At 63.8% G+C, this 22682-nt stretch carries 22 protein-coding genes; 19 read left to right on the plus strand and 3 right to left on the minus strand.

The annotated features are described in order from the left end of the window. The first annotated feature begins 43 nt into the window (after positions 1-43). The 11 genes from C7450_RS18640 (at position 44) to C7450_RS18690 (ending at position 11368) form a co-directional block, all read left to right on the plus strand. On the plus strand, positions 44-997 hold the full coding sequence (locus tag C7450_RS18640; RefSeq protein ID WP_110375927.1) for an ABC transporter ATP-binding protein: 954 nt from the start codon (positions 44-46) through the stop codon (positions 995-997). Beyond that, complete coding sequence (locus C7450_RS18645; protein WP_110375928.1) at positions 997-1923, plus strand: ABC transporter permease; 927 nt, start codon at positions 997-999, stop codon at positions 1921-1923. The genes C7450_RS18640 and C7450_RS18645 overlap by 1 nt, the downstream gene beginning before the upstream one ends. A gap of 11 nt (positions 1924-1934) precedes the next feature. Beyond that, on the plus strand, positions 1935-2804 hold the full coding sequence (locus tag C7450_RS18650; RefSeq protein ID WP_110375929.1) for an ABC transporter permease: 870 nt from the start codon (positions 1935-1937) through the stop codon (positions 2802-2804). 198 nt (positions 2805-3002) lie between these two features. Next, complete coding sequence (locus C7450_RS18655; RefSeq protein WP_110375930.1) at positions 3003-4553, plus strand: ABC transporter substrate-binding protein; 1551 nt, start codon at positions 3003-3005, stop codon at positions 4551-4553. Beyond that, entirely contained in the window at positions 4553-5371 is an 819-nt protein-coding gene (locus tag C7450_RS18660; RefSeq protein WP_170147314.1) for a phosphodiesterase, read from the plus strand. Before C7450_RS18655 ends, C7450_RS18660 begins: the two co-directional genes overlap by 1 nt. Further along, a complete protein-coding gene (locus C7450_RS18665) occupies positions 5372-6295 on the plus strand; it encodes a DeoR/GlpR family DNA-binding transcription regulator (protein ID WP_110375932.1) in 924 nt (307 codons plus the stop codon). It begins immediately after the preceding gene. Between the two features lie 27 nt (positions 6296-6322). Beyond that, entirely contained in the window at positions 6323-7459 is a 1137-nt protein-coding gene (locus C7450_RS18670; protein WP_110375933.1) for an alpha-D-ribose 1-methylphosphonate 5-triphosphate diphosphatase, read from the plus strand. A 172-nt stretch (positions 7460-7631) separates the two neighbouring features. After that, positions 7632-8288, plus strand: coding sequence for a TetR/AcrR family transcriptional regulator (locus C7450_RS18675; RefSeq protein WP_110376021.1), 657 nt, complete (start codon positions 7632-7634; stop codon positions 8286-8288). 65 nt (positions 8289-8353) lie between these two features. Further along, complete coding sequence (locus C7450_RS18680; protein ID WP_110375934.1) at positions 8354-9208, plus strand: metallophosphoesterase; 855 nt, start codon at positions 8354-8356, stop codon at positions 9206-9208. Positions 9209-9228: 20 nt separating this feature from the next. Further along, the gene (locus C7450_RS18685) at positions 9229-10533 is read left to right on the plus strand and encodes an ABC transporter substrate-binding protein (RefSeq protein ID WP_170147315.1); all 1305 of its coding nucleotides are present in this window, start codon (positions 9229-9231) and stop codon (positions 10531-10533) included. Between the two features lie 82 nt (positions 10534-10615). Beyond that, on the plus strand, positions 10616-11368 hold the full coding sequence (locus C7450_RS18690) for a tyrosine-protein phosphatase (RefSeq protein WP_110375935.1): 753 nt from the start codon (positions 10616-10618) through the stop codon (positions 11366-11368). Here C7450_RS18690 and C7450_RS18695 read toward each other — a convergent pair. After that, the gene (locus C7450_RS18695; protein WP_110375936.1) at positions 11362-11937 is read right to left on the minus strand and encodes a TetR/AcrR family transcriptional regulator; all 576 of its coding nucleotides are present in this window, start codon (positions 11935-11937) and stop codon (positions 11362-11364) included. The genes C7450_RS18690 and C7450_RS18695 overlap by 7 nt on opposite strands. A gap of 155 nt (positions 11938-12092) precedes the next feature. Here C7450_RS18695 and C7450_RS18700 point away from each other — a divergent pair, with 155 nt between their 5' ends. The 7 genes from C7450_RS18700 to C7450_RS18730 all read left to right on the plus strand — a co-directional run bounded on the left by C7450_RS18700 (position 12093) and on the right by C7450_RS18730 (position 19739). Beyond that, positions 12093-12962 (plus strand): metallophosphoesterase, encoded by an 870-nt coding sequence (locus tag C7450_RS18700; protein WP_110375937.1) that lies wholly within the window; start codon positions 12093-12095, stop codon positions 12960-12962. A gap of 17 nt (positions 12963-12979) precedes the next feature. Further along, on the plus strand, positions 12980-14278 hold the full coding sequence (locus tag C7450_RS18705) for an ABC transporter substrate-binding protein (RefSeq protein WP_110375938.1): 1299 nt from the start codon (positions 12980-12982) through the stop codon (positions 14276-14278). A gap of 87 nt (positions 14279-14365) precedes the next feature. Beyond that, positions 14366-15373: a carbohydrate ABC transporter permease gene (locus C7450_RS18710; protein WP_245449907.1), complete on the plus strand. Its 1008-nt coding sequence runs from the start codon at positions 14366-14368 to the stop codon at positions 15371-15373. Further along, the gene (locus C7450_RS18715) at positions 15363-16271 is read left to right on the plus strand and encodes a carbohydrate ABC transporter permease (RefSeq protein ID WP_110375939.1); all 909 of its coding nucleotides are present in this window, start codon (positions 15363-15365) and stop codon (positions 16269-16271) included. The genes C7450_RS18710 and C7450_RS18715 overlap by 11 nt, the downstream gene beginning before the upstream one ends. After that, positions 16271-17008, plus strand: a complete 738-nt coding sequence (locus tag C7450_RS18720) for a tyrosine-protein phosphatase (protein WP_110375940.1) — start codon at positions 16271-16273, stop codon at positions 17006-17008. The genes C7450_RS18715 and C7450_RS18720 overlap by 1 nt, the downstream gene beginning before the upstream one ends. Further along, a complete protein-coding gene (gene ugpC, locus C7450_RS18725) occupies positions 17008-18183 on the plus strand; it encodes a sn-glycerol-3-phosphate ABC transporter ATP-binding protein UgpC (protein WP_110375941.1) in 1176 nt (391 codons plus the stop codon). Before C7450_RS18720 ends, ugpC begins: the two co-directional genes overlap by 1 nt. A gap of 413 nt (positions 18184-18596) precedes the next feature. Next, on the plus strand, positions 18597-19739 hold the full coding sequence (locus C7450_RS18730) for a glycoside hydrolase family 5 protein (protein WP_210206480.1): 1143 nt from the start codon (positions 18597-18599) through the stop codon (positions 19737-19739). A gap of 74 nt (positions 19740-19813) precedes the next feature. Here C7450_RS18730 and C7450_RS18735 read toward each other — a convergent pair whose 3' ends face one another. Continuing rightward, a complete protein-coding gene (locus C7450_RS18735; RefSeq protein WP_323748786.1) occupies positions 19814-20509 on the minus strand; it encodes a class I SAM-dependent methyltransferase in 696 nt (231 codons plus the stop codon). A gap of 393 nt (positions 20510-20902) precedes the next feature. Here C7450_RS18735 and C7450_RS18740 point away from each other — a divergent pair, with 393 nt between their 5' ends. Beyond that, positions 20903-21352: an Rrf2 family transcriptional regulator gene (locus C7450_RS18740; protein WP_110375943.1), complete on the plus strand. Its 450-nt coding sequence runs from the start codon at positions 20903-20905 to the stop codon at positions 21350-21352. A gap of 36 nt (positions 21353-21388) precedes the next feature. On the opposite strand, the gene C7450_RS18745 is transcribed toward C7450_RS18740, so the two are convergent. Next, a complete protein-coding gene (locus C7450_RS18745) occupies positions 21389-22480 on the minus strand; it encodes an alpha/beta fold hydrolase (RefSeq protein ID WP_110376025.1) in 1092 nt (363 codons plus the stop codon). Positions 22481-22682 lie beyond the last annotated feature (202 nt).

Here is a 22682-nt window from a genome sequence, read left to right on the forward strand (position 1 = left end):
GCCGGTTCTTCAGGCAAGGGCGGTTGTTCGGCACTATTCCCCTATGCGTAGCGGCGTCTTCAGCCGCGCCCGGACGATACGGGCTGTCGACGGCGTTTCGATCGACCTCAGACGCGGCGAAACGATCGGCCTTGTCGGGGAGTCCGGTTCCGGCAAGTCGACGGTCGGGCGCCTCCTGCTTGGGCTTGAACCCGCGAATGCAGGACAAGTCCTTTTTGAGGGGAAACCGCTGGCGAAGATGGACAGTGCCGCCTGGAGGCATTCCCGTGCGCGCATGCAGATGGTCTACCAGGATCCCCTGGCGGCGCTCGACCGACGGCTGACGGTCCATCAGCAGATCGAAGAGCCCCTGATTATCCATCGTCTTGGCGACACGCATGCGAGGCGCGTGCGCGCCAGGGAATTGCTCGACGCGGTGGGATTGCAAAGTCACCACGACGAGCGATATCCGCATGAGCTCTCCGGTGGGCAACGCCAGCGCGTCGTTCTTGCGCGCGCGCTCGCGACGAACCCGGACGTCCTGGTCTGCGACGAGCCGATCTCTGCGCTCGACGTATCGATCCAGGCGCAGATCATAAACCTGCTCGTCGCGCTCCAGCAGAAGCTCGGCATTGCCATTCTGTTCATCAGCCACGACCTGCGGGCGGTTCGGCAGATCGCGTCTCGCATTGCTGTCATGTATCTGGGCCATATTGTCGAAGAAGCGCCGACCGCCGACGTGCTGTTCCATCCGCTGCACCCCTATGCCCAGGCGCTTGTGTCCGCAGTTCCCGACCACCGCGGATTGCGGCGCGATCGCATTGTGCTGAAGGGCGAGCCCCCGAGCCCGGCGAACAGGCCCCGTGGATGCGCCTTCCATCCCCGCTGCCCGCTGGTGGTGGATGTATGCTCGCAGCATTCCCCCGTCCTGCGCGAGGTCGGGCCGGGAAAGCGGGTCGCCTGCCATCGCCTCGATGGCGTAAAAGCGGTGGATCACCGCCAGATCGAGGTCGGTTGATGCTGATATTCGCGCTCTCCCGGCTCCTGCGCGCGTTCATCACCATTGCCCTGGTGGTGAGCTTTGCATTCGTCGCCCTGAGGCTGTCGGGCGATCCGGCCCTTGAGATCCTGTCGAGCGATGCGACGCCGGACGCGATCGCGGCATTCCGCAGCGCATGGGGGCTCGACGATTCCATTGGTGTCCAGTTCCTTCGCTACGCCCAGGCCGTCTTCGCCGGTGAACTCGGACACTCCATGCGCGATGGGCGCGATGTGCTGACCGTGGTGGCTGAGCGCATCCCTGTCACATTGGCGATTACCCTCCCGGCGTTGATGATCAATATCGTCATTGGCATCCCGGCCGGTGTGGTCGCCGCGCTGAACAGGAATACACCGCTCGACCGGATCCTTATGGCGGGCGCCGTCGCGGGCTTCACCGTCCCCTCCTATGTTCTTGGATTTGGGCTGGTCCTGATCTTCAGTGTCTGGTTGGGCTGGCTTCCGTCCGGCGGCTCACAAAGCTGGATCAATGCCGTTCTGCCGGTCTTCACGCTGGGCGTCGGCGGTGCGGCGATCCTGGCGCGCTATACGCGCAGTGCCGTCCTGGAGGTTCTCACGCAGAGCTATGTTCGGACGGCCAGCGCCAAAGGTGTTCCCTGGCGGCATGTCGTCGAGCGGCATGTCCTGCCGAACGCAGCCATACCGACCGTCACCATCATCGGGCTCATGGTCGGCCATCTGGTGGCCGGAGCGGTGATCGTGGAAAGCATCTTTTCCTGGCCCGGCATCGGCCGCTTGCTCGTTGGCTCGGTGGTCAGTCGCGATCTCGCGGTCGTCCAGGGCATCCTCCTTCTGGTCGCCTTGACCATGGTGATCGCCAATATGGCCGTCGATCTGCTCTATGGGATGCTTGATCCGAGAACGCTGTCGCGGAGGCACAAGTGAGTGCACTCACCATGTCGCTCGCGTCGCGGGCGAGCAGAAGGAAGCGACTTCGGATTCCTCTGCTGCTCAAGATCGCCTTCGCCTGGGTGGCGCTCCTGGCGATCGTGGCCCTGTTTGCCAATGAACTGGCGCCATTCGACTATATGGCGATCGATTTGCGCAATCGGCTTGCCCCTCCCTTGGGCTTCGGAGGCAGCGCAGATCATATCCTTGGAACCGATGAACTCGGTCGAGATATGGCCTCGCGGCTGATCTATTCAATACGGATGAGTATTGTCATAGCCTTCGGCGCGACGATGATCGGTGCTTTCTTCGGGACAATTCTCGGATGTCTTGCCGCCCACTTTCGTGGGGTTATCGAGGCCGTTATCTTGACGCTGGCCGATTTCCAGGCGGCGATGCCGTTCCTCATCCTGGCGCTGTCGGTGCTCGCCTTCGTCGGCAATTCCTTGACGATCTTCATCCTCCTGCTCGGCTTGCATGGATGGGAGCGATACACCCGCATAGCGCGGGGACTGGCGATCGCCGCGACCGGCCAAGGATACGCCGGGGCTGTTCGCCAGCTGGGCGCGCATCCCGTGCGTGTCTACACGCATCATATCCTGCCCAACATCGCATCCACTTTGATCGTCTCCATGACGATCGCCTTCCCCGAGATCATGCTTGTCGAAAGCGGGTTGAGCTTTCTCGGACTGGGCGTTCAGCCGCCGGCGACTTCGCTCGGGTCGATGATCGGCTATGGCCGCGACTATCTCGCGCGCGCGCCCTGGATACTCATGGCCCCCGCATTGGTGATTTCCCTGACCGCGTTGGCGGTTTCCATCATCGGTGATGGGCTGCGCGACCACCTGGACAGGTCAACCGGATCACACGCGTCTTGAACCCGGATTGGAGAGACAACGGCCACGCTATTCCTGCACGCTGTCGAATAGAGGCCTCACTATCGAGCTGACGCCGCGGATATTCGGCTCTCCCGATCCGATGAACCGCCGCTAGCTCCCCGCCGACGCCCCATCACTTCGCGACGGCGGAAACCCGCCGATGGCGAAGCTTTGCCCCATCACCAGCAGGACCATTCCATGCCAAACCTCACGCGCAGGACTTTCGTCAGACGGGCAGCGGCTGCCTCAGCGGCTGCCCTTCTCTCCAACCCGGCCTCCGCGCAAGACGCGCGTCGCAAGGTCGTCGTCGCTTTGCCGACGCAACCCGCCCAGATCGATCCGATGATCTGGAATGACACCCCTTCGCTGCGCATTACGTCCAACGTCTTCGAGTCGCTCTTGCGCTTTGACTACCTCAACAACAGCGAACTGAAGCCGGCCTTGGCCGAGGCCTGGACCCGCATTGATCCGCTGACCGTTGAATTCAAGCTTCGGCCGAACGTCAAATTTCACGACGGATCGGACGTGACCGCTGAGGACGTCGTCTTCAGCTTCAGCGAAACCCGCACGAAAGGCCCCGACGGAAAAGCACAGACCGTCGCGTCACAGTATCAGCGTACGATCAAATCGGTTGAGGCCCTTGACCCCAGGACGATCCGCATCACGACGTCCGTCGCGGATGCCGCCCTGGAGCAGAAAATCGCAGCCTGGGGATGTCAGATCGTCAGCAAGAAGGCCTTCGACAGGGCCGGCAGCTGGGCGAAATGGTTCGAGACGCCCATTGGCACGGGTCCCTATCGTGTCGTCTGGAACCGCAAAGACGTCGGCGTTCTGTTGGCCGCCCATGACGGCTATTGGGGCGGACGGCCACCCCACGAGAGCGTCGAATTCCGCGTCGTCCCCGAAGCGGCTTCGCGACAGAACGGACTGTTGGCAGGCGACTACGATCTCGTTTCCGATGTCTTGCCGGACCAGTTCGACGCCATGTCGGGCACCGGAGCGTTTGAAGTGGTGGGTGGCTCCATTCCCAATCTCCGTGTTCTGGTTATCGACACGACGGCTCCCTGGCTATCGGATGTGCGGATCCGGCGGGCCATGTCGCTTGCCCTCGACAGGCAACTCATCATCGATTCACTGTGGAGGGGGCGGATCGACGTGCCCCGCAACGCGCAGTATCCGGCCTTTGGAGCGCTGTACGACGATGGCCAGAAAGCGCCCGCATACGATCCGGAACAGGCGCGCAAGCTGGTGGCGGAGGCGGGCTATCGCGGCGAACCCATAACCTATCGGCTCATGAACAACTGGTATCCGAATGAAGTTCTGACGGCCCAGATCATGCTCGCGATGTGGCAAGCCGTCGGGCTGAATGTTCGGATTGAATCGGTCGAGAATATCAGCCAGGCGCAGAAGCAACCGATTCAGGCGTTCTGGGACAGCTCGATCCTTCTGTTCTGGCCAGACCCCACCGCGCTTTACTGGCGGGTTGCAGGGGAAAACGGCTCCTGGACCCGGCTCGGCATCTGGAAATCGGAAGAATTCTTTGCAGCTGGAGCGAAGTTCGAACGCAGCACCGATGCTGAGGAACGCAAGGCGCTCCACCACGCCATGCTCGAGATCATCCACGATCAGGTGCCGATCATTCAACTCCACAACAACGGCGCCTTTTACGGCAAGCGGCGTGATTTTTCCTGGAGGCCCTATCCCTCCCTCATCATGGACTTCGGGCCCTTCAACATGGCGGGTGCATGATGACAAAGGTCGTACAGATCACGGACCTGCATCTCGTCCCGTCGGGGCGGATTCTGCGCGGGGTCGATCCGGAGCAGCGTCTGCGCAGCTGCTTGCGCGATATCGAACGCTTTCACCAGGACGCCACGGCCCTGGTGATCACCGGTGACCTCGTCGATGAGGCGGAGCCGGACGTCTACGACCTGCTCCACGGCATTCTGGCCGACTATCGATTGCCCCCGGTTCATCTGACGGTGGGAAACCACGATGATCGCCGGGCGTTCGCCCGGGTGTTTCCTGGCGACGTCGTTTCCGATACGGGCTTTGCGAACAAGGCCGTTGCGCTGGGCAACTATCTCGGCATACTCATCGATACATGGGAATTCGGGACCCATGCCGGGGCATTGTGTGCCGATCGATTGTCGTGGTTGACCGCCACGCTGGCCGCGGACGATCGACCCGTTGTTCTGTTCATGCACCATGTACCGTTCAACGTCGGCCTCAAATGGCTGGATCGGCTGCCGATGAAGAACGACGTCGACCTGGCGCGCGCGCTCGAACCCTTCCGCAGCCGGATCAGGCATCTGTTCTTTGGCCACCTGCACCGCAACGTGTCCGGAACCTGGATGGGATATCCCTTCACGGTCTCGGCCAGCGCCGCCGTTCATCACGGAACGCTCGACTTCCAGTCCGAGATTAGCCGGCCAATGATCGTCGACCCCTTCTACACGGTGATCCTGCTCGGAGATGACCAGGTTGTGGTCCATGCCAATCAGGTTATCGCGAACCCTGTCCTCGTTGACTATGGCCCGAGTCCGCCGCCGCGACATACGTCCTGAATGAGCGCGGGCAGGTGTCCGCACCTGTCGTCCGCACCTGTCCGCATCCGACATCGATCACACGGACCACTGAGTGGGATCGCCTGCAGCGAGCGAGAAGTGATGCCTGGAAAAAGCGATAGCGTGCCGACAGCAGGAAAATCGGGTTCCGTCTTCGGCGCCGAACGCCAGCAGATCATTCTCGGAACGATCAACCGTGGCGACACCGTGTCGGTCGGCGAGTTCGCCGATCGTTTCGGGGTGTCGCAGGAGACCGTCCGTCGCGATATTCGCAGCCTCGAGGAGGCCGGTTACTTGCGCCGCGTTCACGGTGGCGCTGCGCCCATGACCACCTTCGACCTGACTGCACGGCGTCCGGTCGTCGAACGCCTGCAGGTCGATCGCAATGCCAAGCAAAATGCCGCGCGGGCGGCGATGGCGCTGTTTCAAGACGACATGCACGTCTATCTCGGCACAAGTTCGACGATGCGTCTGGTCGCGGAGGCTCTCGTTCGGTCGGGCATCGGCCTGACCGTCACCACCAATATGCTGGACATTGCGGCCCTGCTGGCGGGCGCAAAGCGATGCACCGTCAACATGCTTGGAGGTGTCGTCAATCCGGACACCAATTCTGTCGGTGGCTACGAGACGCTGAAGAGCCTGGAAGGCCGGCTCTTCGATCTCTGCGTCCTGGGTTGCAGCGCTGTGAGTTCGGTCAAAGGAGTCCTGGGCCCGACAAAGGCCCACGAAGTCCTTGTGAATACGCTGGCCGCGCAGTCTCAGCACACGGCATTCGTCACAGACAGCACCAAGTTCGGTCGTCGCGACGGATATGTCGTTCTGCCTCTGGACCGTGTCGACTACATCGCCACGGATCTTCCGCCGCCCGACGCATTTACGGAAGCATTCACCGATGCAGGTATTCGAATACTTCTCCCGTGCTAATTATTGCTCATGTTGACGAGGGGTGGCATGCATCTCACGAATGCTCTTGTAGTCACCGACGGGACAATACGCGAAGGCACCATTACGATCCACGAAGGTGCAATATCGGCGTGTTTGTCCAGCACCGGCCGTGACGAGGTCGTCCTCGATTGTGAGGGCGATTTTCTTCTCCCCGGCCTGATCGATATTCATACCGACAACGTGGAGCACCATGTGCGGCCGCGTCCTGGTGTTCGCTGGCCGTCGATTCTCGCTGCGGTTCTCGCCCACGATCGGCAGATTGTCGCGAGCGGAATAACGACGGTGCTCGATGCACTGTCATTCGGCGATTACGATGGCGGCGGTGAGCGCGTCGCGATACTGGACGCCGTGATCGAAGCCATCTCGCTTGCAAAGCACGAGGCCCTCTTCCACGCCGACCACTATCTTCATTTTCGCTGCGAAATGTCCGACCCGATCGTCAGGCCTCTTATCGATCGACACTTCGGGAATGCTGATCTGCGGCTTGTCAGCATGATGGACCATACGCCCGGCCAACGGCAGTATCGCGATTTATCGATCTTTCGAGAGTTCCGCCGAAAGAAGAATTCGCGCATTTGGACCGACGCGGAATTTGCGGTTTACCTGGACGAGCAGAGGCAGAGGCAAAGCCGCGAAGTTCCTCTCAGCAAGAGAACGATCATAGACTTCTGTAAAGACGCGCGAATACCTCTTGCGAGCCATGACGACACAACCTTGTCCGACGTCGATGAGTCCTTGGCGGCCGGCGTGTCCATCAGCGAATTTCCGACAACTCTGGAAGCCGCGCGGCGGGCCAATGAGCTCGGCATGAAGGTCGTCATGGGGGCGCCCAATATCGTTCTTGGCGGCTCCCACTCCGGCAATGTGGCGGCCGCGGACCTTGCAAACAGTGGCTTGCTCGATGGTCTGACGTCCGACTACGTCCCCGGCAGCCTCCTGCATGCCGCCTTCGCTCTTGCCGCCCAGGGATTTGATCTCGCCGAGACGATTGCCCTCGTGACACAGAATCCCGCCGCGCTGCTTGGATTTACGGATCGTGGGCGCATCGCCCCCGGGCTCCGGGCGGACCTCGTGCGCGTACGGCTCGTCCACGGTGTCCCTGTGATACGAAACGTCTGGGTCGCCGGCCGGCAGTACCTCTAGCCGCTGTGGGAAAGCACTTCGCGGCGGATTGGGGCATCCCCGGCGCGATGGGCAAGGTCGATCGGCCGCCATGCCCATCCCCGCGGCGGGGGAAGACCGATCCCGTCAAAAAGCCGTCACAGGGCCGTTGTGCAAGGCCGCTAAAGCTGCGAGGCACCCCATGGAGGCTTCGATGTCGGCGAGCATCACCGCCCAGCAGCTCCGCGATGCATGCGAGCAATTGCTCTGTGAGGCAGAGGTGCCCGACGACGTCACCGTGCGGCGCATTGCCCAACGCGCCGGCGCCAATGTGGCGGCGATCAATTATCATTTCGGCAGCCTGGAAAAGCTGATCTTCGAGGTTGGCGAGCGGGTCTATCTCCGGCTCAATGCCGAGCGTCTGGCCCTTCTGGCGCAGGCGCTGGGGCGCGGCAGCCCGCCCGATGCCGGCGCCCTGATCGCAGCCCTGGTGGGGCCGTCGATCCGCTGGAGCCTCGATCCGCAATCGAGCTATCGCGTGCTGCGGCATATGACGACCATCGCCCAGGCCAGCCATCATCCCGAGATCTTCCGACCGATGGTCGAGGACGTCGAGCATCACCGCATGTTCATTCCGCATTTCCGCGCCGTCGCGCCCGGACTGAGCGAGGTCGATATCGGCTTCCGCATCAGCTGTGTGCTGGGCGTGCGCTCGCAGATCATCCGCAACCGGCATCGCACCGAAATGCTGACCGGCCACGCGATCGACCTGGGCAATGCCGACATCGTCCTGGAGCAGGTGGTCGCAGCCACCGCGCCGATGTTCACGAGCCCAGCCTGCCGGGCTCCGATCCAAACAGCGTTTCAATAGCGTCACGTATCTGAGACACCGCCTCGCTACTTGCTGGGTCGCAACCTGACGAAGAGCGGACCAGCATGGCGCAAGATACGACCTTCATTCACCTGACCGATCTGCATGTCGGTCACCCCGCTGTCGCCGATGCGCATCTGTTCAGCGACACCTCGGCGACCCTCGCGACGATCCTCGACCTCGTCGCGACCATTGCCCCACGCCCGAGCTTCATCGTCGCAAGCGGCGACCTGACCAATCGCGGCGACGCGGACAGCTATCGCCAGCTCAAGACGTTGATGGCGGCGACGGAGCTGCCGGTGATCTATGCTTTGGGCAATCATGACACGCGCGAGGGCTTCTATCGCGGCATGCTGGAGCGCGAGACCGATCTTGATGCTCCCTATGACCACGAGCAGGTCATCGATGGCGTGCACATCGTCACGCTCGATACCAGCACGCCGCAGCAGATCGGCGGCACCCTCGAGCCGGCACAATTCGCCTGGCTCGAAGCGACGCTCGACAGTCACCCCGACCTGCCCAAGCTGATCGTCGCGCATCACCCGCCGGCGCTCGGCGAGGCACCGGATTGGGCGCATTGGCGCACCATCGATTTCACCCAGTCGCAGCGGCTGGCCGCATTGCTCGCCGGACGCAAGGTGATCGGCATCCTGAGCGGCCACATCCACCATGACCGCCTGTCGGTCTGGCATGGCATTCCGGTCATCGTCGGCATGGGCCAGCACGCAGCCACCGATATCCTCCAGACCGACGTCCTGCGCATGGTCAACGGCGCTTCTTTCGGCATCGGCACCGTGCGGCGCTCGGGCCTCACCATGGCGCTGGTGCCGCTGCCCTCCGACCGCGCCGAACTCAACCGCTATCCGCTCCAGATGCTGCGCGACCGCCAGGATGCGGCGCTCGCCGCGGCGGCCGAATGATTGTCCAGGAGGATCTCGCCATGTTCAAACGTGACTTCTTGAAACTGCTGGCGCTGACGGGCCTCGGCTTCACCGCGCTCACCGGAATGGCTTCGGCCCGCATGGCAGACCGCATCGATGCGCCGGTCACCATCACCTTCTACAATTACAATCTGGCCTCCGCCAGTGCTGGCGCCGATGCGACGCGCGCGCTGATCGCCGAGTTCGAAGCGGCTCATCCCCAAGTGAAGATCGAAGCGGTGGGCGTCCCCTCCAACGAGATCGTGACGCGGCTGCAGGCCGACATGGCCGCCGGCCGCCGGCCCGACGTCGCCCAGCTGGTGTTCCGCGACCTCATCTATATCGCCACCGATCTCGGCGGCAACGCGCTCGAGGACATGGCCGGGCCGGAGGGCTATGCGGCGTTGGTGAACGGGCTGATCCCGCGCGGCGTCGATCTGGGTAGGGTCGGCGACAAGACCTACGGCCTCGCCTATACCTTCTCCACCCCCATCCTGTTTTACAACGCGGACCTCTTCCGCGCCGCCGGGCTCGATCCCGACAAGCCGCCGCGCACCTGGGCCGACGTCAAGGCGGCGGCGGACGCCATCGTCGCAAAGACCGATGCCGAGGGCTTCTTTCCCGGCGCCTATGGTCCGGCCGACGGCACCTTCGTCTATCAGGCGATCCTGATGTCCAATGGCGGCAAGGTCCGTGACGGCAATAGGCTGACCTTCGCCAACCGGGAAGGCATCGAGGCAGTTGAGATGCTGCGTGACATGGTCAAGAGCGGCGGCCACGGGCGTCTCGATCCGGCCAATCCGAGCGACAGCATGGCCAGCGGCAAGCTGGGCATGTTCCTCTATACCAGCGCGCTGCAGAACATGCTGTCGAAGGCCGCCAAGGACAAATGGGACCTCCGCGTCGCGCCGCTCCCTGCCTTTGGCGACAAGCCGACCGCGCCGACCAATTCGGGCAGCGCGCTGTTCAGCTTTTCAACAGACCCTCTCAAGCAGCGGGCCTCGTATGAGCTGATGAAGTTCCTCACCTCCAAGCATGGCTACACCATCATCACCAGCAAGATCGGCTATCTGCCCCTGCGCCTCGATATCGTCGATGACCCGGCATTCCTCGGGCCGTGGACGCAGAGCCATCCGCTGATCCGCCCGAATCTGGAACAGCTCGAACGCCTGACGCCGAATGTCGCCTTCCCCGGTCCCAATTACCGTCAGGCCGAGAGCCTGATGAAGGAGGCCGTGATTGAAGCCGTGTTCGGCGAGGGCAATGTCGCCGAGGTGCTGACCGCGGCGCAGAACACCGCCCAAGGACTGATGCCTCAGAATTGAAGAGGCTCAAGCCTCGGAATTGATCCGATCCATCGGGGCGCTGCAGCGTGCTCGCGCGTTCTCCCTTGCACAGAGACGGTTGATGCTGAACGACTATGCCCGCCACCTGCGGCTGCCCGACACGCATAATATTCGCGATCTGGGCGGCTATGCCCGGACCAGCGGCGGCATGACCCAGTGGCGCCGCGTGCTGCGCGGGGATTCGCTGGCCCATCTCACTCCGGCAGGGCGCGACCGCCTGCTGTCCGAGCGCCTGACGCTGGTCATCGATCTGCGCGGACCGCACGAGCTGCTGATCGAGCCGAACCCCTTTGCCCAGGAGGACCGCGTCACCTATCGCAATATCGCCCTGTTCGACGCCATGGCACCGATCACCATGACACCGATCACCATGGCTGACACACCTTTCGACATGGCCGCCCGCTATCGCGACGCGCTCGATCGCTGCGGCCCGCGGCTCGCCCAGGTGCTTCGCACCATCGCCCAGGCGCCTGCGGGCATGGTGCTTTTTCATTGCAGCGCGGGCAAGGATCGCACTGGCATCGTCGCGGCCCTCTTGCTGCGGCTGGCCGATGTGGGCGAGGACGAGATCGCCGCTGACTACGCGCTGACCGCGACACTGGCCACGCCGATGCTGGATCGGCTGCGGCGGGCGGCGCGGGAGAGGAACGTCGATCGCGCCCATCTCGAGCTGATGCTGGCCAGTGACGCGAGCACGATGCAGGCAATGCTGGCCCATCTGCGCGTTCAGCACGGCGGCATCACCAATTATTGCCGCGCCATCGGCCTCGGCAGTGCCGAGATCGATGGGCTGGTCGCGCGGCTATGTCACTGAGGCGCGGCGATCGATTGCCAGCACATGGACGCGATCTGGCTGCGCTCGTGCTCGGTCAGCGGACGGGGATCGGTGCGGCGGCGCTTGAGCGTGTTGCGGATCGCTCCGCGCACGAAACTGGCCATCAGCCGCACCGGCATGTCGATGACGGCGCCGGCGCGGCGCGCCTCTTCGAGCATGACCGAGGCATGGTCGACAAAGGGCCCGAAGATCGCCTTGGCCTCGTCCTCGGTGATCAGTGGCGTGTTGTCGAGATAGTCGAACAGTCGTGCCCGCAACGCATCTTCCCAGACGAAGTCGATATAGTCCGCGATGTAGTGCTGGATGCGTGCGGCGTGCGACATGCCAGGTTCCGCGGGCACCGACAGCCGCTCCGTCATGGTCTCGGCAATGCGGCTGTAGACCCCGCGCACTAAGTCCTCTTTCGACGAGAAATAGTTGTAGAGCGACCCCGTCGCCACGCCCGCTTCGTCGGCGATGGCGGACATGGAGCAGTGCAAACCATTCTGAACGATGAGTTTCGCCGCGGCGGCAAGGATGCGTTCACGCTTGTCGGGAGCCAGATCCATATGCTGAATGAACCTTCATTCACCTGTCATGATGCGAAGCTACCCATAGCTTCGGTTTCCCGCAAGGGGGGGCCACACATATTCCGAACGGCTCAGTGATGAGCCCATTCAAGCTCGCCGGATCGAGGTCGGCAGCGAAACCAGGAAGGCGCAACATGTCCGGGCTTTTGACTTTCGTGCACCTGACCGACCTGCATGTCGGCGATCCTGCCGTCCAGGACGATCACCTCTATTCCGATACCTCCGCGACGCTGGCGGCGATCCTGGCCGAAGTGAAGGCGCTGGTGCCGCAGCCCCGGTTCATCGTTGCCAGCGGCGATCTGACCAACCGTGGCGACATCGACAGCTACGAGCAGCTCAAGCGCCTGATCGCGGCGGCCGAACTCGAGATGCCGGTCCTGTTCGCGCTGGGCAATCACGACCGTCGCGATGGCTTCTATCCCGCCATGCTCGGCCGCACCGACCATGCTAACGCGCCCTATGATCATGCGCAGGTGATCGACGGCATCCACGTCATCGTGCTCGACTCCAGCGTTCCCAACAAGGTCGGCGGCGGCTTCGAGCCCGGGCAGCTCGATTGGCTCAAGGCCGAACTCGACACGCATGCCGAGTTGCCCAAGCTGCTGGTGATGCACCACGCGCCCTCGCTCGACGCCGACCCGTCCATGGAATGGGAATCGCTCTCGATTGCCGACACCGAGGCCTTGCGCCAGGCGGTTGCAGGCAAGCCTGTCATCGGCATCCTCTCCGGCCACATCCATTTCGACCGCGTCTCCAGCTGGTACGGCATCCCGGTCGTGGTCGGCATCGGCCAGCACGCCGCCACCGACGTGACCTGGCTGCATGAAGGCCTGCGCATGCTCTCCGGCGCCTCCTACGCCATCGGCACGCTGCGTCCCTCGGGCCTGTCCATCACCTTCGCCCCGCAGCCGGCCGAACGCAAAGAGCTGCATAGCTTCACCTGGGGCGGCATGGCCGAGGTGCTGAAGAAATACGAAGGCGACACCACGGTGGCGGCAGAATGAACCGGAAGCTCCCCCCTATGACCCGCAAGACGTTCCTCATCGGTACGCTCGCCCTGCTGGCCAGCGGCCTGTCGCTGCCCGCCATGGCCGAGGCCATTCCGGCGACCATCGACAAACCGGTCACCATCACCTTCTACAACTACAATCTCGCCTCGGCCGGTATTGGTGCCGAAGCGACCAGGAAGCTGATCGCCGAATTCATGGCGGCCAATCCCAAGATCACCGTCGAGGGCGTGCCCTATTCAAGTGCCGATTCCAGCCGCATCCAGGCTGATCTCGCCGCCGGCCGGCCGGTCGATCTGGTGCAGACCGTGTTCAGCGATCTCGATTTCGCCGTCACCAACTTCGGTGCGCAGGCGCTGGAAGAGATCATTCCCGCCGATGAAATGGCGGCGCATTTCAAGGGCATGTTCCCGAACGGCCTCAAGCTCGGCGTGCTCAACGGCAAGACCTATGGCCTCGCCTATACCTTCTCCACCCCGGTGCTGTTCTACAATGCTGACCTGTTCAGGGCAGCAGACCTCGACCCGGACAAGCCGCCCAAGACCTGGCAGGCCGTCAAGGAAGCCGGCCTGACCGTTATGAAAAAGACCGGCAAGCAGGGTTTTGCCGCCGGCATCACGGGTCCGGGAGCCTACGACTGGCTGCTGCAGGGCGTTGTGCGTTCCAATGGCGGCGAGGTCATCTCGCGCGACCGCACGCGGCTGAAATTCGCCGAACCGGAAGCCGTCGAAGCCATCGCCATGCTCAAAGACCTGCATGAATCAGGCGTCTACCAGAATGCCGACATCGCCAGTGCGCTTGATGGCATGGCCTCGGGCAATATCGGCATGTATCTGCAGACCAGTGCGATCCAGGGCGCGCTGATCGCCGGCGCGACCAACAAATACGAGTTGCGTTCCTCCACCATGCCGAGCTTCGGCGACAAGCCCGTGCGGCCCAACAACTCGGGCAGCGCGCTGACCATTCACGCCGCCGATCCCTTGAAGCAGCGTGCGGCTTGGGAGCTGATGAAATTCCTCACCTCCGCGCACGGCTATACCGTCATCACCTCGGAGATCGGTTACCTGCCGCTGCGCCCGGCCATCGTCGCGGACCCGAACTATCTCGGCGGGTGGATCAAGGCTCATCCGCTGGTGCAGCCCAATCTCGATCAACTGGCCGTGCTCGAGCCCTGGGATCCGATGCCTGGCCCGAACTACCGCCAGATCGTCAAGACCATGATGGATGCGGTGGAAATGGTGATCTTCGGCAATGCCGATCCGGCCGCCGCGCTGGCCGACGCTGAAGCCCATGCCCAGGACCTGATGCCGTAACGCAAGACTGTCCCGCCCAGGATGCCGCCCCCGTCGTGGCCGGGGCGGCACTTGAGGGGCGCATGTGAACTGGATCGAGAGGTCAGCATGACCGATGCAAGCCTGCCCATTCGCGGCGTGATGTCCCCCCGCAAGCGCTCGAGCTCGCGACAGATGGGCTCTCGACAGACGGGCTCCCGACACATGGGCTCTCGACATATAGGCGCGCGGCGCCTGGGGGCGCGGCAGATAACGCCCTGGCTCTATCTGGCGCCGGCCATCGTTGCGCTGGTCATCTGGATCTACTGGCCGCTGATCGATGCGCTGCGGCTGAGCTTCTTTCAGTGGAACATGCTGCCGCGCTCACCGCAGCTCTTCGTCGCCTGGGACAATTACGCCAAGATCTTCTCGCTGCCCAAATTCTGGCTGGCCCTGCGCAATACCGGCATCTACATCGCCGGCCTCCTGCCCATCGCCGTCTTGATCCCGCTGGCCATCGCCATTTACACGCATGACCTGCCGGCCCGCGCGCGCAATATCTATCGCGCCATCATCTTCGTGCCGATGATCATCGCGCCCGTCGTGGCTGCCGCCGTGTGGCGCTGGCTGCTCGACCCCAGCTACGGCATGGTCAATCTGGTCATCAAATGGTTCGGCTTTGATCCGGTCAAGTTCCTCGCCGATCCGAAAGTGGCGATCTGGACCATCATCGGCATCACCGGCTGGAAACTGATCGGCTTTTCCACGCTGATCCTGTCGGCCGCCAATGCCAATATCAATCCCTCGCTGGTCGAAGCAGCCCGGATGGATGGCGCCAGCAGATGGGAGATCATTCGCGACATCCGCCTGCCGCTGCTGAGTTCCTCGGTGTTGTTCCTCGTGATGATGACCATCCTGCTCGGGGCGCAGTGGAGCTTCACCTATATCAACGTGCTGACCGGCGGCGGGCCGCTCGGCGCGACCACCAATATCTATTATCTGCTGTGGGACTTCGGCTTCTCGTCGATGTCGGTGGGCTGGAGCTCGGCCTCCGCCGTCATCCTGTTTCTCGGCTTCGGGGCCATCGCCTTCTTCCTCTTCCGCCTGATCGACAGGTATTCCTTCCATGACAACTGATGTCGTCCGTGCCGAGCGGGTCCTTACCAAGCCGCAGGTCCACACCAGGCCGCAGCCCGCTGCCAAACCGCGTCCCCGCGCCCGGACCCGCTCGCGGCTCGATGGCGCCGCCGGCCATCTCGTCATGGTGCTCTTGTCGATCGTCTGCCTGTTCCCCGTCTACTGGATGGTGGTGACCTCCCTCCGGCCGGCCAATGCGACCTTCGAGACCAGTATCTGGCCGACATCCACGTCGCTCGACAATTACGTCTATGCCCTCCAGGCCATTCCGATCCTGCGCATGCTCGGCAACACGCTGCTGATCGCCTCGGTGGTCACGGTGATCCAGCTCTTCACCGGTCTGCTCGCCGCCTATGCCTTCGCCCGCTGGCGCTTTCGCGGCGACAAACTGGTCTATTCGCTCGTTGCCCTGACCTGGCTGGTGCCGTTCCAGGTGGTGATGATCCCCAATTACCTGTTGATCGCCAAGATGGGCCTGCTCGACAGCGTCACTGCGCTGATCCTGCCGCATTTTGCCTCGGCGCTCGCCATCCTGCTCCTGGCCCAGTCCATGCGCAGCTTCCCCCGGGAAGTCATCGAGGCCGCCCGCATGGACGGCGCGCGCAGCTGGCGCATCCTGTGGGAAGTGATGATGCCCAATCTGCGCGGCACCATCGCCTCGCTCGCCATCCTGATCTTCATCTCCACCTGGAACGAGTATTTCTGGCCCTTGCTGCTGTCCCGCACGCCGGCGAACAGCGTCGTCCAGATCGGAATCCAGATGTTCATGACCACCGAGGGAACCGCCTGGGGCCCGCTGATGGCGGCCTCCACCATGGCCAGCCTGCCGATCCTCTTCATCTATGTCGTTCTGCAGCGGCAGGTCATCCAGTCCTTCATGAAATCGGGAATTCGCTGATGCAGTCCCAGCCCACGCGTCATCTGAAGGTGACCGGCACCTATAATGTCCGCGATCTCGGCGGCTATGTCACCGCCACGGGCGAGACCCGCTGGCGCCGCCTCCTGCGTGCCGATGGCCTGCATCGCCTCGACGAACAGGGCATGGCGACCCTGGTCGGGGAGGGGGTCACCACCGTGATCGACCTGCGCCATGCCGACGAACTCGCCAGGCAGCCCAATCCCTTCGGCCAGAATCCGGCGGTGCGCTACCACCATGTGTCGCTGTTCGATGAGCTCGCACCGACGCGCAAGCCGGGCTGCGACGTTTTGCTGGAGCTCTACAAGAGGGCGCTGGCAGAGCGGCAGGAAGCCATTGCCACGGTGCTGACCACCATCGCCGAGGCACCTGACGGCGTGGTGCTGTTCCACTGCACCGCCGGCAAGGATCGCACCGGCATCGTCGCCCTGCTGTTGCTGGCCTTGGCCGGCGTCGAGACGGCGCTTATCGTCGAAGACTATGCAGAGACCGGCACCATGATCGCTCCCATGGTCGAGGAGATCATCGCCCATGCGGCCGAGCGTGGCGCCGATATCGAGACTTTTCGGCCGCTGCTGGCCGCCGAGCCGGAGACGATGGTCGCGACCATCGCGCATCTGAGCGAGCACTACGGCTCGGCCCGACACTACCTCAAAACCATCGGTCTCAGTGACGCGACCCTAGCGCGCCTGCATGACCGCCTCGTGGGAGAAGCATGATGGGTCAGCTGTCCCTGGTCGGCGTCAAGAAGACCTATGAAGGCAAGCAAGTGCTGCACGGCCTCGATGTCGAAATCGCCGACAAAGAGTTCGTGGTCATTGTCGGCCCCTCCGGCTGCGGCAAGTCCACGCTGCTGCGCATGATTGCCGGGCTGGAAGATATCACCGCCGGCACCATCGCCATCGACGGCACGGTGATGAACGACATCGACCCGGCCGATCGCGGCTGCGCCATGGTGTTCCAGAACTACGCGCTCTATCCGCATATGTCGGTGCGGCAGAACATGGCCTATCCGCTCAAGATCGCCCGGATGCCCCAGGCCGAGCGCGACCGCAGGGTGAATGAGGCCGCTGCCATTCTGGGCCTGGCCGACTATCTGGATCGCCGTCCCGCGCAGCTGTCGGGCGGCCAGCGCCAGCGCGTCGCCATGGGCCGCGCCATCGTACGCGAGCCGTCGGTGTTTCTGTTCGACGAGCCCCTCAGCAATCTCGATGCCATCTTGCGCGTCCAGATGCGCGTCGAGATCAAGCGCCTGCACAAGCGCCTCAAGGCCACGTCCATCTTCGTCACCCATGACCAGGTTGAAGCGATGACGCTGGCCGATCTGCTCATCGTCATGAACAAGGGTGTGGTGGAGCAGGTCGGCACCCCCGCCGCCGTCTACCGCAAGCCGGCCTCGACCTTCGTCGCCGGCTTCATCGGCGCCCCGGCGATGAACCTCTTGCCGGCGACGGTCGGCCGCGAGGGTGTCGTGACCTTCGACATCGCCCCGCATCTGCCGCTCGTGCGGGCGCCGGACCTCGCGCCAGGCACCCCTGTGACCCCGGGCACCCCTGTAACCCCAGGCACCCCTTTGACCCCAGGCACCCCTGTAACCCTTGGCATCCGCCCCGAGGCCATCACCCTGTCCAGCCACCCCGAACGCGGCCTGCCGGCGACGGTCGATCTGGTCGAGGAACTGGGCGGCTCGCGTGTGGCCTATTGCGACGTCAACGGCCTGGAACTCGCCGTCGTCCTGCCCGCCGGCGAGGAGCCCTATGAAGGCCGTCAGGTCTTCCTCGATTTCGGCGACCGGGGCTGGCACCTGTTCGATCGCATATCCGGCAAACGGCTCGACACCCCGACCCAAGAGGTGAGGGTGCAGGCCGGATTAAGACAAATGGTGCCGGCCTGAGGAACGACCGTCCTGAACCGGTCGCCCAAGGTGAGTTGTCCGCCTTCGCCTTCCATTGATGATGGCGCGATAGGCGCCGAATGCAACGTTCCCAAGGCCGGTCGACAGATCGCGTCCGCAGGGGGACGCCTGACCAATATCCGCCGGCCTCACCGGACCATGGCGAGAATGGTGCAAACGCCCGTGGGGGCCGCGGCCGCAGGTGAGCCTGTCGTTGGCGTTCGAGATTGCGCGACCGATCCCGATCGGGCCGGGGGACTACGGCCCGTTTCCTTCGGACACCTGGGGTTGTGACACAAGAAAACCGGAAAAATCTGATCAGAGACCATCCGTGAGCCACGCGCGATCGGGGTATGGTTTTTGTAATGAAAGTCTTGCGCATATCGTGTTTCGGACTTCTCCTGGCGTGCTCGGTGGTTCCCCGCGTTGCGGCGGCCGATCTCATCACCTTCTGGGACAGCCGGCAGAAGGGCGGAAACAGCTTCAACGAGGCGCCGCCGGACGAAGCCTATTTCAGGGCGCTCGCGAGAACCGGCGCGACATGGGTTCGCCTGACCTTCAGCAAGTGGAAGGGCGAGGGGCGCGATTTTCTGATCGGCAATGCCGACCGCTATGAAGCCTTGCAGCCGAAAGATCTCGCCAAATTGCGGAAGGTCCTTGATGCCGCCGCCGCCGCCGGGCTTAAGGTCGTCGTCGTGCCGCTGACCCTGCCCGGGGCGCGCTGGGTGCAGCAGAACGGCGGCAAGTTCGATGACCGGCTATGGTCCGATCCCGCCTTTGCCGATCAGGCGGGGCGCTTCTGGGCTGACCTCGCGAGAGCCCTGCGCGATCATCCGGCCATCGCAGCCTACAACCTTCTCAATGAGCCGGCTCCCGAAAGAAAGGCCGGTCTTGCGGAGAACGCCGCGATGGGCGACGTCGAAGCCTGGCAGGCGAAGCAGGCGGGTGGCACGCGCGATCTGACGGAGCTCTACGAGAGGATCATCGCCGCGATTCGCGCGGTTGACCCAGTAACGCCCGTCATGGTCGACAGCGGCTACTACGCCAGTCCGCGCGCGCTCGCCGCATGGCCGAAGCGTCTGTCCGACGAGCGGGTGCTCTACGCCTTCCACATGTACGAACCCTATGCCGCGACGAGCGCGCCGAACATGAAGCGGACGGATCCGCTGCGCTATCCGGGCGTGACGACGGACTATGCGGGCGGCAGGCTCGCCTGGAATCGCGCGGCGGTGGCCGCCCATATCGGCATGGCGTTCGACTGGGCGAAGACGCAAGGGGTGGCGCCGAACCGCGTGGTCGCTGCCGAGTTCGGCTGCATGCGCCTGTGGGCGGACTGTGGCACCTATCTCACCGACGTCATGGACGCCGTTGATGCGCGCGGTGGCCATTGGGCCTTCTATGCCTTCCGCGAGGATGTGTGGGACGGCATGGACTACGAACTGCCGGCAGGCCTGACACCCGGCCGGTTCTATTGGCGCGCGGAACAGGGCAGGGGGGAGAAGCTGCCGCGCAACGGCGATCTCATGGAGCTTCTGAAACGGCGCATGCAGCACTGAGATGAGAAGCCGACGAGACAGGAGCGGAGCGGTCGGTCTCGCCCCAGGCGCGATCGATGCCGCTGGGCCAGGACTCACGTGTCCCGCGCGACGGCAACCCAGCCCCTGAACGAGAACCCGGCATAGAAAAGTGCGACGTCGCAGAAGCCGGCTTCCCTGAGGAGTGCCTCCTCGTCGTGTGTGGAGAGAAGCGGCAGGTGCCGTGCCAGGCCCGAAGCGGCCGCCGCCACCTGACCCGGGTCGGGCGTCGGACCGGCCGCGAAGGCTGCCGAGCGCGTCAGCCAGCGGTCGGACGCGGCCCCCTCCGGAATGCTGTGATGGGCGATGATGAGGGGTGCGCCGGGGCTCAGCCGCCGGCGTATCGCCTGCAGCACGCGCAGCCGCTCCGGCCTGGGCAGAAAATGAAGCGTCAGCAGGCAAGTCGCGCCGTCGAAGGGGCCTGGCGGAGCGTGCTCGACATAGCCGTGCACCCATGCGACTTGCGAGCCGAGCGGGCCGAGGACATGCTTCGCCAGATCGAGCATCGGCGCTGAGGGATCGACACCCACGAACGACCAGTCAGGCCGCGCCTCGGCGAAGGTCTTCAGTTCCAGTCCGCCGCCCGCACCCAGAACGAGAATACGCGCGGCTTCGGTCGCGTGCTCCGAAAGCAGGAGCAAGGCCATGCGATGAAGATCGGCAAAGCCCGGGACCCGCCTCGGGGTGGCCTCTGCATAGTGGGAGACGAGATCGGGATCGTTGAACGGTTGCATCGGAGCGGTGGCCTTCATCCGAACCAGATCGGCTTTGCGCGAGAGCCCGATATCCAGCAGCGGCGTGTCGTGACGCAATTCCCCCTTGGGGTGGACAGCGGAACTCTAATTTCTGTATCAGATGATGATACGAAATTAGATACGGGTTATGTATCAGTTGAAGATACGAAAGACCCGCGGGCATGTCAACGCGGAGGGCGGTGCGGTCTCCCACGCTCCGCGTGGAATGAATTTGGCATTCGGCACCCGCTCGATGTCGGCCTCGAGACCGAATGTCAAATTCGAAAATTCCACGAGAATCATAAACATCCCAGTGGTTCTCCTGTTTCCGACATTTGCCCTCGGGGCCGGTCAAAATGGGATCAAAATGTTGGAAACGAACCACTGGGTCTGGAACTTGAAGGGCTTCCTGTGAACAAGGACACGCGACTCTCCGACGTCCTGCACGTGCTTTTGCATCTCGACCAGGCCAAGGAGCCGCTGCCGTCGCACATCCTGGCGCGGAGTACGGGAACGAACCCCGCAGTGTTCCGGCGCACGATGGCGGGCTTGCGGAATGCGGGCATTGTGCAATCCGGAAAGGGGCATGGCGGCGGCTGGATGCTCGCGCGTCCGCTCGTGAGCCTGACCCTGTTGGACGTCTATACGGCTCTCGGACGTCCCAGTCTGTTCGCCATTGGCAGCCGGTCGGACCATCCGGATTGCCTGATTGAACGCAACGTCAATGGTGCCCTGGCGGACACGATGGCTCAAGCGGAAGCGTTGTTCGTCGAGCGTTTCGGCGCGATCACGCTGGACACGCTTCGACCGCACGCACACGCGCCGTTGTCGGCGCACGGCCATTCACCGCGGACGCAATAGCTGACGAACGGCGCCTGTGGCTTGAGCGCCCTTGGCCTATGAGCCCGTCGCGGCGTGGGCATTCATCCAGGCGGCGATCTCGGGCCAGACTTCGGCATGGGCCCGGCGCCCGGCCAGGATCGCCAGATGCTGCAGGCCGACGCCGATCTCCGCCGGATGCTCGATGATATGCGTGCTGTTCGCGGTCATGGCCGCGAAGAACGGCGCGATCGACGCACGCGGTCCGATCTCGTCCGCCGCGCTGACCACCGCGAGGACCGGTGTGCGAAGATCGGAGGGGCCGATTTGCCTGCCGCCCAGTGACAGAACGCCCCGATGGAAGCGGTCTTCCCGATAGAGCCATCCGACGATCTGATTGACGAGTTGCGCCGGCAACGACATCTCGTCGAGCGCCCATCGCGCGATGCGCATATGGGTGTTCATCGCCGCCGGATCCGCAAGGCTGAACGCGGCGTCCATCCAGCGGGACCAGACGAAGAGGCCGGGCGACAGCAGCGTGCAGGCCTGCGACAGCAACGCGCCCGGCACCACCCCATCGGGCAGCTCCTCCTTCGCCTGCGAGACGACCAGGTCGCGGAAGCGGCTCGAACCCGGCTCGAAGGCGAGCGGCGCGCCGAGCAGCACGAGGCCGCGCGCAAGGGAGGGATGCAGCGCGCAGCAGATCGCCGCGAAGGTGCCGCCGAGCGAATGACCCAGCAGGAAGGGGGCCGAGCCGGTTCGTTCCGCGACCCGTGCCGCGCAGGCTGCGATGCCGCCATCCACATAGGCCGCGATCCCGTCATGGCCGTCGCCCTCGGACGGCGGCGTCCAATCGATGAGATGGACATCGAACTGGCGGTCGCGGCAAAAGCCGATCGCACTCAGGCTGGGCGTCAGATCCCATATGTAGGGCCGCCTGATGGGCGCGGGCACCAGCAGGATCGGCTCGCCCGCCTCGGCGCCGGGGTAATGGCGGAGCGTCCAACGCGGGCCGGAGGCGATCGTCTGGAAGGCGGCTTCATGGACACCGAAGCCGAAGAGGTCGAGCATGTCGGCCTGTGTGCGGCGGAGGTCATCCAGAGCGGCGAGCTGCGTGCGGCTGAGGTGATCGAGGAAGGCGCGGGTTGGCGATGCCGGCTGGAACTGCATCTTGTCCTCCCGGACGCGGGGCGACGGCCGGACATAGGCGCGGCCGTCATAGCGCAAGTCTGCAACGGACAGGCGTGCGAAGCGGTCCCTCTCGAGCCATGCGCCCGACCGGTCCGCGCTTCAGACGTGCTTCAGACGTGCTTCAGGCCATTGCCGAACGCGCGGCCGGATCGGTCATCGCCCGCAACATCTTGCACCTCCG

It is taken from the genome of Chelatococcus asaccharovorans (assembly GCF_003201475.1).
Taxonomy (GTDB): domain Bacteria; phylum Pseudomonadota; class Alphaproteobacteria; order Rhizobiales; family Beijerinckiaceae; genus Chelatococcus; species Chelatococcus asaccharovorans.